This window comes from Streptomyces sp. NPDC090088 (assembly GCF_044747345.1).
GTDB lineage: Bacteria > Actinomycetota > Actinomycetes > Streptomycetales > Streptomycetaceae > Streptomyces.
Window position 1 is genome coordinate 677,423 of record NZ_JBIVDZ010000005.1, and the last position, 14,137, is coordinate 691,559.

Annotated in this window: 9 protein-coding genes; 6 read left to right on the top strand and 3 right to left on the bottom strand. The window is 67.3% G+C overall.

What is annotated here, in order from left to right:
- Positions 1–339: 339 nt before the first annotated feature.
- From ACIPSJ_RS26870 to ACIPSJ_RS26880, 3 genes are all read left to right on the top strand, one after another.
- Positions 340–666, top strand: coding sequence for a hypothetical protein (locus ACIPSJ_RS26870; protein ID WP_401349731.1), 327 nt, complete (start codon positions 340–342; stop codon positions 664–666).
- 675 nt (positions 667–1,341) lie between these two features.
- Positions 1,342–3,474, top strand: coding sequence for an AAA family ATPase (locus ACIPSJ_RS26875; RefSeq protein ID WP_401349733.1), 2,133 nt, complete (start codon positions 1,342–1,344; stop codon positions 3,472–3,474).
- A complete protein-coding gene (locus ACIPSJ_RS26880; RefSeq protein ID WP_401349734.1) occupies positions 3,459–4,964 on the top strand; it encodes a UvrD-helicase domain-containing protein in 1,506 nt (501 codons plus the stop codon). Before ACIPSJ_RS26875 ends, ACIPSJ_RS26880 begins: the two co-directional genes overlap by 16 nt.
- Positions 4,965–5,012: 48 nt before the next feature.
- Here the strand turns inward: ACIPSJ_RS26880 and ACIPSJ_RS26885 are convergent, their stop codons facing one another.
- The 3 genes from ACIPSJ_RS26885 to ACIPSJ_RS26895 all read right to left on the bottom strand — a co-directional run bounded on the left by ACIPSJ_RS26885 (position 5,013) and on the right by ACIPSJ_RS26895 (position 11,166).
- The gene (locus ACIPSJ_RS26885) at positions 5,013–5,792 is read right to left on the bottom strand and encodes a hypothetical protein (RefSeq protein ID WP_401349737.1); all 780 of its coding nucleotides are present in this window, start codon (positions 5,790–5,792) and stop codon (positions 5,013–5,015) included.
- Between the two features lie 650 nt (positions 5,793–6,442).
- Positions 6,443–8,785, bottom strand: coding sequence for a WD40 repeat domain-containing protein (locus tag ACIPSJ_RS26890; protein WP_401349738.1), 2,343 nt, complete (start codon positions 8,783–8,785; stop codon positions 6,443–6,445).
- On the bottom strand, positions 8,782–11,166 hold the full coding sequence (locus ACIPSJ_RS26895) for a hypothetical protein (RefSeq protein WP_401349741.1): 2,385 nt from the start codon (positions 11,164–11,166) through the stop codon (positions 8,782–8,784). The genes ACIPSJ_RS26890 and ACIPSJ_RS26895 overlap by 4 nt, the downstream gene beginning before the upstream one ends.
- A 182-nt stretch (positions 11,167–11,348) precedes the next feature.
- On the opposite strand from ACIPSJ_RS26895, the gene ACIPSJ_RS26900 reads away from it, so the two are divergent.
- The 3 genes from ACIPSJ_RS26900 (at position 11,349) to ACIPSJ_RS26910 (ending at position 14,129) form a co-directional block, all read left to right on the top strand.
- The gene (locus ACIPSJ_RS26900) at positions 11,349–11,549 is read left to right on the top strand and encodes a hypothetical protein (protein WP_401349744.1); all 201 of its coding nucleotides are present in this window, start codon (positions 11,349–11,351) and stop codon (positions 11,547–11,549) included.
- 555 nt (positions 11,550–12,104) lie between these two features.
- Complete coding sequence (locus ACIPSJ_RS26905) at positions 12,105–13,562, top strand: NF041680 family putative transposase (RefSeq protein ID WP_401349747.1); 1,458 nt, start codon at positions 12,105–12,107, stop codon at positions 13,560–13,562.
- A 45-nt stretch (positions 13,563–13,607) separates the two neighbouring features.
- Positions 13,608–14,129: a hypothetical protein gene (locus ACIPSJ_RS26910; RefSeq protein ID WP_401349750.1), complete on the top strand. Its 522-nt coding sequence runs from the start codon at positions 13,608–13,610 to the stop codon at positions 14,127–14,129.
- Positions 14,130–14,137: the final 8 nt, after the last annotated feature.

The window sequence follows — 14,137 nt, forward strand, 5'->3', positions numbered from 1 at the left end:
CGGCTGGAAGCCCCCTGCACCGCGGCCGACGACCTCGTCGTAGCGGTGCAGGAGGCGCCTCCCCCGGTGCCCCGGTACCGCCGGAATCGAGACGATCACTGCTGGTTCGCCGACGCCTGCGGATTGAAGGCATACGCCGCTTCCTCACCCACACTCGGGCTCCCGGCACGAACCCGACTACGCCTTGGAAACAGGTGAAGAACAACCAACTCCACCACGCCACGCACCACCAAGAGCACGGAGGAGAGCAGAATGCTCGCCCGCGTCGACACGCTGTACGTATGCTGCGCGACCACAACGAGAAGACGGCGTCCGCCGTCGGCGAAAAAGGACTGAACCGTGCGGGACAAACTGAAAAAGACGGTGACCGCCGTCGGCCCGATCGCGATGAAGGCGGCCGCAGGCGGCCGCCTGGCCTTCGGTGTGCTGAAGGCGGTGGCCACCGCCCTGCCGGCGGAGACAAGCGTGGATTCCTCTATCCAAGGCATCCGCCGGGACCTCGACGAGATCGAGAGAGAACTCAACCTGCTCTCCGACGAACGGAGAGAGACCGCACTGAAAGCCTTGGCATACGCCCTCAGTGAAGCCGAGTCGTCCGTGACCGAAGCCCTCCGCGGACTCGAAGAGGTCCGGGACAGAGATGACAGCCCCGCCGACCACGAGTAGTCCGCCGCCTCGGAACGACCCCGATGAAGGCGGTAATACGGGACTCGCCGCTGAAGGCAGCACCCCCGACCACTATGGGCAGGAAGAGCCAGTGTGATACGTCCTCGCTCCCGTCAGCCGCTACGCGCGCTCACTGGCGGGCGCAGATACTGCTGAATGGAGGAGAAGCCGCGCCTGGCGCTGGCCGTCCTCGGCGGTCACCTTGGCGCCTTCCCCACATGTGTGAGGAAGGCGCCTGAATCGGGATAGCCGCCTGCCTCAGGAAGGACAGACCCCCACGCGTGTGGGGAAGACCCGGTGCAGGAGCGCTGGGGTCCGGGTGTGCGGGACAGACCCCCACGTGTGTGGGGAAGACCTTCAGGGCGAAAAGCTCGCCTTCGCCGACCAGGACAGACCCCCACGTGTGTGGGGAAGACCCTTGACGAACTGCGTATTTGAAGATCGGCGAGCCGTATTTTACTCACTTTACCTGAGCTGGTGGGGCCGGCTTCCTGACAGCGGTTGTTTCTGGCGGGGCGGCTGGAATTGTCTGACCGCCGGGTGGCAGGTGCGAGTGCGCCGGTCAGGAACTGAGGCGGTCGGGGTACCTCGCTGCCCCCGCCAGGAGTCGGAGGCTTCGGTCGACCGGGGTGCGGTCAGGCTGTGGCTGTTCGGGCAGCGATGATGGGGGCGAGTGTGCTGTCGCTGGAGGGGGTTTCGTTGTATCTGAGCCGTGTGAAGGTGTCCGGTCTGAGAGCCAGCGCCGAGGGGGAGATCGACTGCGAGATACCCGGTCGCTTCAGTGTCCTCATCGGAGCGAACGGGGCAGGCAAGACCACTGTCACCGACGCTCTCTACCTGGCCCACACCAGCCGCTTCCCGCTGCTGCCGCGAATGAGTGCCGCCGCATTGCGCAGCGGCGGAACGCCCGGCATCGAGGTGCAGTACAACCTTGAGGGGGCAGCTGATCGTGAAGGCCCCCTTGGTCAGTCCCTGCATCATCCTGGCCGAAGCGGTGCTGACGGTTCCGTCCAGCGGTGGTTCGCGGGCCTGCAGCGCAACCTCGGCACGGTCCGTGCCCGGGTTGAACGCACTCGGATCCAAAACCCGGGACTGGGCACGGAGCCGTTCAAGTTCATCTACCTGCCGGCCTGGCGTCACCCCTTGGACGAGCTGGCCCGTCGCGAGACCCGCATCCTGATCGAGTTGCTGCGCGCTCAGCAGGAACGGCTGGACGGCAGCCGTAATCTGGTGTCTTTGCGTGTGAAGGCGTCCCGTCTGCTGGAGGACCTGGCCAAGGACAGCCTCATCGAGACGGTCGAGGAACGCATCAGCAGCCACCTCGCCGCGCTCACCTCCGGCGTGCAGCAGCAGTGGCCCTACGTCCGCGGCCAGGTCATCGACGACACCTACCTCGCCCGTGTCCTGGAGCTGATGCTGGCCGTCATCGAAGGCCGCAGTGCCGCCCGCCCTCTGGAAGTCTCCGGCCTGGGCTACGTCAACCTGCTGCACATGGCCGTGACCTTGGCCGCGATACCCGACTCCACCCGGCGTGGCACACCGCCCACGCCGACCTCGCCGGCAGAAGCCGGCCCCGAGCATGACGATCTGACGGAAGCGGAGGAGGAACGGCTGGCACGCGAACACCGGGCACAGGCCGTCGCCGAGGCCGAGTCCGAAGCGGACTCCTTCTTCCCCAGCACCCCCTTCCACGCCACGGTCGTCATCGAGGAACCCGAAGCCCACCTCCACCCCCAGCTGCAGCACGCCCTCGTGCGCTATCTGCGCAGGACCGTCCGCGAACGCCCCGAGCTGCAGATCGTGCTGTCCAGCCACGCCACCGACATCATCACCTCCTGCAATCCCGAAGACCTCGTCGTACTGCGGCGCACGGCAGAGGGCCGCCGCGTGTGCCGGCAGATTGCCACCATCCCGATGGCCGACCGTCGGCGCACCCTTCGCATGGCCCGTCTCCACATGGACGCCAGCCGCTCCGCCGCCCTGTTCGCCGAGTACCTGGTCGTTGTCGAAGGCGTCACCGAAGCGGCCATCCTGCGCGACTTCGGCCGTGCCTGGGCCGCCGGCGACCCCGCCAAGCGGTCCTTCATCGAGGCGTTGAGTATCATGTACGTCGGGACGAAGGTCGGAGCGTGGACATCCCGGTTCCTGGCCACCCAAGGGCATGAGGTCTGCACCCGGCTGGCGGTGCTGCGCGACAGTGACAAACCGTTCGACGAGGTCTACGCCCCGCCGGCCTGGCTGGACCAGCACGACCCCGCTGTCGTGCGGGCCTTCATCAGCCACCCCACGCTGGAGCCGTCCATCACGGAAGGCAACGAGCACCTCGTCGCGGCCGCGCTGGCCGACATCGACGCCGATCCGCTCCCCGACCCGGTCACCCCTGAAGCCGTGCACGACCTGTTCAAGAGCGCCCGCAAAGCCAAGGGCGAGACGCCGGCCACCCCGGCCGGACCGCACGCCAAGGACAAGGCGGCTTTCGCCGACGCCCTCGCCGTACGCATCGCAGACGCCATCGAGGAAGAACAGGACGTTCGCGTTCCCAACCATCTGAGGCGCCTGTTCGACTTCCTCTACCCGCAGCCGCAGACCACCCCAGAGGAACCCACGGCCGACCAGGAGCCGGACACCACCCACGACAAGGCCGAGACCGGCGAGCCGCACGAAGACGCCCCGCCCGCGACACCTGCGCATGAAGCCACCGCCACAGCCCAGCCCGCCACCCCCGTTCCGGCCAGCGCGCCTGTGACCGCCGGTGCCCGGCCCGCCCAGCCGGTGGCCGACCGACCGGCCCCATGGCAGCGGCCGTGAACGCCACCGACACCACGGAAGGCCTCACCCGCGAACAGATCATCGCCGCCGGTACACCTCTGCGCCGTCTCTACATTGAAGCCGCCCCCGGCTCCGGCAAGACCACCGTGGCCGCCCAGCGCTTCGGTATCCAGCGCTTCCGCAGCGCCGACGACCAGCGTGCCGTCATCGCCGTCAGCTTCACCCGCTCCGCGACCGCCGAACTCCGTGACCGCGTACTCAGCCAGTGGGGCCCCGTCGCCCTGGCCTGGCCTCACCGCATCGTCACCCTCGATACCCTCGTCTGCGAACTGCTGACCCACCTGCTCCATACCGGGCATGTGCAGTGGCCCGGAGGGCGCCGCGAGCTCACCGTCATCGACCACTGGCGGGTGTGCCTGGACACCTCCTGGACCCGGCGTGAACCCGTCGTGACCCTCGACGGCCACCAGGTCGTCACCCGCACCACGACCCGGCCCCGCCATGAGGGCCGCCCCACCACCGCTGCTGTAAACCAGGCGCTGGCCGAAGGTCTGTGCACCCACCAGGACGCCCGCCACCTGCTGGGAACCGCCCTCACCGACCCGAACATCCACGACGTCCTGCGCTCCTACCTGACCAGCACCGCACGCGCACTCATCGTCGACGAGATCTTCGACGCCAACGCCCTGGACCTCACTCTGGTCCGGCTCGCCGCCTCTGCCAAACTGGACGTCACCGTCGTTGGTGACCCCTGGCAAGCCCTGTACGGCTTCCGCGGCGCGCAACCCGACCAAGTTCCCGCCCTCATCACGCAAGCCGGCTTCATCCAGCGTGACTTGCGCACCTCATTCCGCTGGAAGAGCACCGGACAACAACTCCTGGCAGACCAGCTGAGACAAGGCAACGGCGTCGCCCTCTCCCAAGGACACGCAGCAGACACCGACGTCCTGCTCGCCCTGCAATGGAGCCATCTGTGGGACGCCGGCCCCCAGATACTGCCCCTGGCCTACAACTCAAGCACCGGCCAGCCCCAGGAAGCAGCCTGCACACTCCTGCTCAGCGAACTGACCCAACGAACCTTCGGCGACCACGCAACGTTCCACAACGACGCCCTGACCACACTCGGCATCGACCACCAGACACTGCAGCGCCTGCAACCACGCCTCAGCGCCCTTCTGGACGACCTCTCCGGCACCAAAGAGCTCGACGCGATCCTCACCGGACTTACCGCCACCATCAAGGAAGAAACAGGCCGTCAACTGCCCAGACGCCACGCCACGCACATCACTCGCCTGAAACTCCTCCGCGCCCGGCTGCAGGCACCCGGCCGCCGTCTCGTCCCCGGACTCACCGCTCACCAGGCCAAAGGCCGTGAGTGGGACCATGTCGGCGTACGCCTCACTTCCGCCGAACGAGGATCCCTCCGCCAAGGGCTCAACCCGAACAACGAAGATCACCGCAAGCTGTACGTGGCTCTCACACGGGCCAGATACATGACGACAGCGCTGCAGGCCGGTACTTCCTACTGACATCGAAAGCGTGGTGTCTTAGGGGCTGACGCCTCATGCTCCCTGAACCTACTCGGGTGGAAGGTGGCCTGTGAGGGTTTTCCAGTCCTGGAGAGCGTCTTCCAGTTCGGAGTCGGCAATTTTGCGGTTCGGGTCTTGGCGGTTGCGCTGCCGTACGGCAGCGAGCTTTTTGCGTGCTGCCTCCTGTGCACGGGTGTCGGTCCGGGCTTCTTCCAACTGTTGCTCAGCCTGCGTGAGCTGGTGGGGGATCCGGGCGCGGAAGCTGTTCTCGTCGGCGACGGTGTTCTGGATGGCCACAGTGAAGTCGCGCACCGATTCCTCATCGAATCGCTGCTGGTCATCCGCTGCGGGAAGAATATGAGGGTACTTTGCACGGTGCACCCGCCCGGTGACGTCGGTGAGGTAGATCGAGTGGTTCGTCCTGCCCGTGTCGAAGCGGGCATCAAGGCCAGCCAGTTCGATCGAGTACGTTGCCGATCCGGACGTCACCACTAGGACGTGCTGGAACAGGACGAGTTCTCCCAGGTTGCCCAATCGCTCACCGGCACCGGGATTACGCAGTCGCGCTATCTGCTGCTCCAGTTGACGTAGTCCTCGCTCGTAGGCGGCCTGCGCCGAGGTGAGTTCGGCCTGCGCGGCGGACTCGGCCTCAGCCGCTTTGCGGGACACCGTACGTGCCTTACTGCGCGCATTCGCCAAGGCGTTGCGGTCGCCTTCGTACTTCCAGCTGAATGCGAAGGCCCAACCGCCGGGATACCTGTAGCGCCTCCACAGCACCCCCAGACCCAAGCCCACCACTACGACCACAACCAACTGTGCCGTGCTCACGCTCGCCCCCCTGCGCTGTCGGCTCCCTGTTTTATCGCAGCCGAACCGACACCGGCACCGGATCGGGGGCAGGCGTCAGCAATGCCACATCCCACAGCTCACCTTCGTGACACACGCCCCAGACAGCTCAGTCGCCCCAGCTTGGGTCGGGGCGCCGAGCGCCGGGTGCGCCGGCGCGATCGGGGCTCGCCAGCAAGCGTCTGCATGATCCGCCTGTTGCTGAGCGACCCCCTCGCACGTGTGGGGAAGACCGCTTCCTCGAACTGCACCCGGAGACGACTCAGGACAGACCCCCACGCCCGTGGGGAAGACATCCACGACAGCACTGGCGAAATCCTGTTCGAGGACAGACCCCCACGCGTGCGGGGAAGACGCCGACCGCCAGTACAGCCGTAGTGCGCTGGAGGAACGACCCCTACGCGTGTGGGGAAGGCCCTTGAAGACCAGCGTGTTTGAAGATCGGTGGGTCGTACTTCACTGACTCTACCCGGGCTGGCTGTGCCGGTGAGGTCGGCTTCCAGGCAGCGGTGGCTTCTGGCGGAGCGGCTGGAACTGCCTGACCGCCGGGTCGAGCCCCGCTGCTGGTTTGCTGGATCCCCTCGAACCCGGCGATGATTATCCCAATTTAAGATCCACTATGGCGGCATACCCTAATATCGCAGGGTTGCGACTTCCCATCCGAAACAGGCCACGAGCAGGCCGTCGCGAGAGTGCAGAGCCCTGATTCGGGCGGGCAGTGGTTTGACGTCGAGCAGGCTGGCTTCTGCGGGGTCCCAGGTCTGAAGCTTACTGTCGTCACCGCCGCTGACCAGGACAGGACCGTCTACGGCCGTCACGGTGGTGATGGAGTTAATCGGCTCCCGTGAAGCGCGCAGGGTCCGAACGAGGCGACCTGTGGGCACGTCCCAGATCTGAATCCGACCGTCGTCTCCTGCCCCTGCGACAAAAGGCCCGGCATGGTCGGGGTCCAGGCCGTTGAGCACGGCGAGGCAGTTGATGGTGTATTCATCGGTGTGCAGTGGTGGCCCGAGCGGAGCGCCGTCCGAGGCGCGCCAGACACGGATGGTGCCGTCGTTGCTGCCGCTGGCGATCATGTCTTCGCCGAGGTTGACAAGGGCATTGATGAAGTCGGTGTGCCCCTCCAGCGTGGCTGTCGGTTCACCAGTCTCAAGATCGTGGACGCGGATGATCGCGTCGTCTCCTGCGCTGAACAGGAGTACACGCTCGTCGACTGTGCAGGTAGTGAGCGCGCTGACCGGTCCCGTATGTGCGTTGATGATGTGCGCCACCCGAGAGGTGGCGAGATCGAGGATGGTCAGGGACCCGTCGGCTCGGCCGATAAGCATCGTCGGGACGCCCCGGAGGTCAACCGAAGTGAGCGCGAAGATGTCGGGCCCTTCGGCGCCGAACTCGGCAGGCGGGGCAGCACCGAGGTCATGGGCGCTGAAGCTGGCGATGGGCGTGCCGTCGGAGAGCCGCCACAGGCAGAGCGTTCCGTGCTCGTCGCCGCTGGCGACGAGTTCCTCGCTGTCGATGGTTGTGAGGGCGACAGCCGTGATGTCGGTGTCGTGCCGTTGCCCGGACGCGATCGATGTGGCGCGGCCTGACGAGATGGTGGGATCCCAGGTACGGACGGATCTATCGGCTCCACCGGTAACGATGAGGGGAGTCCCGAGGAAGTGGCCGATCCGCACGGCGGACACAGATTCGGTGTGGCCGGTCATGACCCGGGGGCGGATCTCAGAGGGGGAGAGGTCCCACCAGCAAAGTGCACCGCTGACACCGGCACCGGCCAGTGCGAGACCGCGGTCGGTCGAAATGGCCGAGACGGAACGGATGGTGCTGATCGGGCTGCCGATGACGAGGATCGCTGCGCCTGTCGCGGCGTCCCAGAGGCGTACGGTGTCGTCGTTGCCGGCACTGATCACGGTGGTGCGTTCAGGTGTCGCGGCGATCGTCACGGCGTTGACCCACGTGGAGTGACCTGACAGCACCGCCAAGGTAGTAGCGTCGTGCAACTGCCAGATCCGGACGGTGTCGTCCCAGCTGGCTGTAGCGGCGATCGGTACGCCGTCGGCGATGCCGACGGCGATGTCGCTGATCCGTCGGCCATGGCCGGTGCACTCGCGGACGCGGCCGGTCGCGAGGTCCCACAACCGCAGGATGCCGTCCTCTCCTCCGGCGAGTAGCGTCGCGCGGCCGTCGATGTCGGTGAGCGCCACAGCGGTCACCCCAGGCCGCGGCTCGGGGCCGTCAGCAAGGGACGGAGCGAACGGAACGGGTTCTGCCGAACGCAGGTCCCAGAGCCGAGCCGTCCCGTCGTCACCGGCTGAGCACAGGGTGGGACGTCCGTCAACGTTGGCTGCGTGGAGCGCGCGAATGGTGTCGGTGTGGCCGCGCAGCGGCAGGCCGATCGGCTCGCCGGTGGCCATGTCGCGCAGGAGTATCTCGTCGGCGACCGCGACGGCGATGACAGGACGCGTGTCGATGGCCGCGATCGCCACCGCCTCCACCCACGCAGTCTCTTCGGTCGTCCGTACCAGCGCCGGGTCCGCCTGCGAGGCGGTGGACCAGCTCGGAGACCACAGCGCCAGAGGCACCCGTTGTGGTGCGAGCAGGCGGCGGGACTCCCTGAGCAAGCCCAGCCGGGCGGCGTCGAGACTGAGCAGATGGCGGCGGACCTGGGCGGTGACGCGGGAGTGCTTACCGGCTGAGACGCGGTAGACCGCGGCCAGGGTGCGCGCCTGTGGGCTTGCGGCCAGGTCGAGGGCGGGAAGCACGGTCTCGGGGTCGGCGTGCACCAGGAACTCGAGGTCGGTGAGCAACACGTCGACCTGGCCGGCCGCGACAGCATGGGTCATGGCATGGCGCAGCAGATAGGGCTCCGCGGCATCCCATCGCGGGCGGGCGGACCGCGCACTGCGGATCGAGTCCAGCAGCCCATCGAGCATCGCCGCGGCCACGAGCTGCCGCTCATCCGAGGGGACTGTCATCGCCATTCCTCCGACGGCCCGCCGGGGTGTCTGGTCATATAGTCGCTCAGCGCCTGGTGGAAGAAGCGGTGGTACGTCGTGCCGTCAGGGCCGGGGCTGTGTCGCAGATAGAACGACACCGACGCGAGCAGATCGGCGATGCGTCCTTCGCTTGGTCTCGGGATCCGGCGAACGCGTGGCGCGCATGTCTGCTGAAAACTGTTTGCGATGCTGGCGGTCGTGTCGCGGAGCAGGCGTTCGGGGATACCGGTGCCCTGAGCCTGGGCGAGCGCGACCAGCATCGGCCGCAGAAGGCGGTCGGGTGAGCGTTCGGCCAGCTCCAGCTCCAACACCTCGCCCAGGTGAGCAGGCACCCGGAGCGTCATGGGATCCGTACCGGACCGTGCTGCGGCGCTCATGAGCCGGTGGGCGTGCAGCACCGCGACGAGGAAGGGACCACCGCCCGCAGCACGATTGCGCTGCGGATCGGTGAGGTCGTACGCGATCCGCTCGGCCAGAAGATCCGCGTCAACTTCAGCAAAGCCGGCTTCGCCGAAAAACGGTGTCCCAAGCCGGAGTCGGAGGTAGTCGCGTAGCTCGGCGCGCTGACGCGCCCGTGGCACCGCATCGAGGTTGCAGAGCCCTCCAGCATCGCGGGCGCGGTCGATGAGGGGCCCGAACTCGGCCCAAGGCCGAGTGCCGACGAGAAGCCGGCACGCCGGACGTCCGGGATCTGCTGTGCGTTCCAGGGCGGTGAGGGGAAGCAGGAGCCTGTCAAGGTGTTCACGTGGAGCGGTCGCCTCGTCGAGGGCGTCGATCACGATCGACGGAATCGCGGAGTCGGCCGGTCTGGAGGCCAGAGCAGTGAGCAAATCGCGCGCGGCCTGAACGTCGCGGCCCAAGCCAAGTTGTACGGCGATGCTATGGACGACCTCCTGCACGACCAGCCCACGGGCATGGACGGCCGCGAAATCCCCGAGGCGCTGCCGTGTCGACGAGGTGAAGCCGGCAAGCGCAGTCAGGCTCGGATGGGCCGCACATACGATCATCCCGAGCAGCGCGGACTTCCCGACACCAGGTTGGCCGGTCACGACACGCAGCGAGAGCGCTGGCGTCGGCTCGTCGAGCCAGGCCTGGTGGGTACTCAGCTCCGCTGTCCGCCCGCTGAACAGGATCGGTGCGTCGGGGGCGGCAGCGGGTCGACCTACCGCGCGCGAGAAGTAGTGTCCAGGGTCAAGCGAGGGTATCTCGCCGGCCAACTCGTCGAGGAAGACACGCGCCTGGTCATCTCGTGCCAGCTCATAGCGTGCGGTGGCATCGGGCTGGTACCGGCGGTTCACAACGAAGCAGGACTTCCCCGGCTGGTCTGGGGGCACATCGTCGACGAAGAAGTGCTCGGGAAAAGGTGTCTTCCCGCGGCTGAGCGTCAGCTCCCGGCGGATCGCGTCACGTAAATAGGGCAGCGGCACGAACGGCTCGCTCGGGTGGATCGGGAGTGCGCCCTCGTGCAGCCGCCGCAACACGGCCGCCACGGCTTCGGAAAAGCGCCCGAACAGCTGCGACTGGTCGGGGACAACGACACCCAGCACGGCTACACGACTGTCCCTCCGGGGACGCAGACTCCACCGCTGCGGCGTGTTGGCGACAGCGTTTGCGGACACGGCAATGTCGAGCAACACCAAAGTGGCCGGCCCCTCGGCGTCCTCGAGGCGGTCAAGGAACGCGCCGAGATGTAGCCCGTCCGCCGACGGCCGGGCCGCGAAGTACACCGCCCGTGACGAACCTCCTTGAGTGCCGGGGCCGATGAGATGAACAACCTGCTCATCGGGCAAGTCGCTGATGGTCGCCAGCACTTTCACCGCCCGCTCGACGTCCGCGGCCGGAAGGTCGGTCACGACACGGACGCGCTCAGGCTGGCGATCGTTGAGCTCGAGAAGCACATCGCCGAGCTCGCTGACGTGCGTATCCACGAAACCGCCCTGGCCAGTGTTCACACCGATCACAAGCGCTCGCGCCGAAGTGCCCGTGCCGCTAGGGACCACAAGCGCGCTGCCCCCAGCCGGCCGCTCGGACACGCCATGATCATTGACGATCGGCGGAGTCGACACGCCGCCACTCCCGATGAGCGGACCGTTGACCCTCGTGAACAGGGCATGGAACTCATTGAGGGTCGGCTCAAGCGGCCACCGCGCGAGGGCACACAAGCGTTTGACCGCGGCCCTGAGCACCGGCCACTTCGGGGCGGCCGCCGCGTTCGTCATCAGCCGGCGCATCGTGCTGTGGCTGAACTCCGTCGTATTGGCCATCCGTGGCGCACCGGGGTATCCGGCATCCCGATACAGCTCGCGCAAACGGCGATGCAGCTCACCCAGCGATCCGTCGGGCAACGGCGGCAGTTGCATCCGCTGGGCACACCTCCTCACAAGACCCTTGGGGGCTCACAGACCTCCATGGCAGGCGGGAGCCAGAGCAGAGCTGAACACCGTTGAGCAAGGCTGAGCACGTTCCGCGATTCTCCCCCGAAGGGCGACAACCTAGCCAGTGGACGGGACACATCGGACGTCCCCGCACATCTGGAGGAACGATGAGCGCGAACAACTCGACGACCGTGAAGATCCTGCTCGTCATCGTCGCTCTGCTGCTCGGCGTGGTGGTCGGCGAAGCCGCCGGGATCCTCGCCGCGCTCGGCGGCGCCGCAATCACGCAGGCGATCGTCGCGGGCTGCGTGGCATTCGGCGCAACCGTGACGCTGACCGTCGTGCTGCAGAACCAACTCCTTGGCTAGTGCCGCCATGTGTCGGCAGCGGCACCCAACACGCGTGTGCCGACGATGTGATCGGCCCTGGCCAGAGCACTCCCCGCGACGCTGTGCGGCATGAGCATGGCGTACTTTTGCGCCATCCGCCCTCACAGGTGAGGGGCGTTGGGGCAGACCCCGAGCAGTTCTTCCGCGCGCTGGACACCGACAGCGGGGAACCGGCCTTGATGGACCACCGGCACGCGGTCCGGTGCCACAGCGAAGCGCTCTGCTTGCTTATAGAGGAGGAGCGCGGCGTGACGGACGCCGCCGCGGACACAGGGAGCCGGGGGTATGGATGCCTTGACGACAACGGCCGCAGCGGATGCCGGGGAAGACCGCGGCCTTCCCAAGCGGGAGGAGAAGGCGGCGTACAGACCTCCACGCGTGTGGGGAAGACCCCTAGCTTGATCTTTAAGGTCGTGGGTCGAATGCGGCCTCGAACTTGATCACTCGTGATGGTAACTCCCGTACGTGCAGGCGGCCTTCGGTTGATCATGTGCTCCGACCAAGGACACACATGTTCAACACGAAGGCCGTGGGATGAGTCTGTTGCACAACGCTGCTCCGGCGGAGCCGTTCTCCGAACTGTCACGCTTCCGGGGCGAGTTCTACTCGTGTCTGACCTCGCGTGCGGATGCTCTGTTCGAGTTGGCGGATGCGGTGTTGTGTGCAGATGGCCCGGTCAGGTCGCTGGTCGAGTTGTCGCTGGTGGGCGAGCATCGCCGTGGGCACGGCAGCCTGTACTCCGCTCTGGCTTCGGGCCGGGTGGACGTGTCCCGGTTGCGGCGGGCCGTGGCCGGGGTTCCTTTGCCCCGGGCGGCCGACGGCCGGCTTGTGCTGGCCGCCGACATCACCTGCTGGCTGCGGCCGGACGCGCATACCTCGCCTGAGCGGATCTTGTGTCACACCTACGGTCGTGGCAAAGACCAGCACATTCCCGTTCCGGGCTGGCCGTACTCGGTGATCTGCGCGCTGGAGACGGGCCGCACTTCGTGGACCGCACCGCTGGACGCGCTGCGGCTGGCTCCGGGCGACGACGGTGCCACGGTGACCGCGCGGCAGATGCGCGAGCTCATCGAGCGGCTCATCGAGGCCGGACAATGGCGTCAGGGCGACCCGGACGTCCTCATCGTGGTCGACGCCGGCTACGACGTCCCTCGCCTGGCCTTCCTCCTCAAGGACCTGCCGGTGCAGGTGCTCGGGCGGATGCGCTCGGACCGCGTTCTGCGCCGGGCCGCTCCGCGGCGCGAGCCGCACACCATGGGCCGCCCGCCGCGGCACGGCGGCGAGTTCGTCTTCGGCGACCCGGCCACCTGGGACACACCCCATGCCGAGACGGTGACCGAGACCCGTCTCTATGGGAAGGCCACCGTCCAGGCATGGGATCGGCTCCACCCGCGGCTGACCCACCGCTCCGCATGGACCGCCCAGTTGGGTGCCCTCCCTGTCATCGAGGGCACCGTGATCCATCTGCGGGTCGAGCGGCTTCCCAGCGGAGCCACACCGAAGCCGGTCTGGCTGTGGTGGTCGGGCACCAGCGCCACCGCCGCGGATGTGGACCGGCTCTGGCAGGCGTTCCTGCGGCGATTCGACATCGAACACACCTTCCGGTTCTTCAAGCAGACCCTGGGCTGGACCTGCCCGAAGATCCGGACTCCCGAGGCGGCCGACCGATGGACCTGGCTGGTCCTCGCCGTCTACGCCCAACTCCGGCTCGCCCGGCCGCTGGCAGCCGATCTGCGTCGCCCCTGGGAACGGCCCAGCGAACCGCACCAGCTCACCCCCGCCCGCGTCCGCCGCGACTTTCGTCACCTGCGCCCCAAGGCCGCATGCCCGGCCGGCGCACCGAAACCCACCAGCCCAGGACCGGGACGGCCGCCAGGCCGCAAGAACGCTCGCCCCACTCCGCGCCACGACGTCCACACAGTCCGCAAAACGGACACGGCAAAGCGGCAGAAGAAGGCGTCAACCACCCCTCGCCCACGGCGCACAGGTTAAAGATCAAGCTAGGGCGTGTGTCGGAAGTGCTCTAGGTTGGCGGACGTGAGTGGGCGGGGGCGGAGTTATCGATATGTCGGGCCGGTCGAGTTGAAGGCTGCGGTCCGGCCTGACAGCGGCGGGTGCCCGATCAGCTCGGCGGCTGTGTTCGACGCCTGGATCGCTAAGCGATCGGTGGCGGAGCTGACCGAACCGTTCACCTTCGTAGTCGGCGTGGACGGTGTGCTCCGGCTGGCGCCGCGGCGAAGCGAGCACGTGGCCTGTGCCGGTGGAGACATGGTTCTGAGTGCCGGCGAGATCAGCTTCGTGCGCGAGGCAGACCGGTGGGCCGTGAGCGAGGTCAGCAACCAGTCCACCGGGTATTGCCCAGACGTCACCTCTTGGTCGGAAGTCGCCCGTGCACTGGACGACATAGGTCTTGAGCGGCCCTCCGGCTTCACCCACGAGGTGGTGTTCCGACGGTGCCTGAGCTGCCAGGAACGCAACATCGTGCGCGAGGACGACTTCGTCTGCGTCTTCTGCGGCAACGATCTGCCGGAGACGTGGAACGTGGATCCCACCGCGTGAGGACCGAG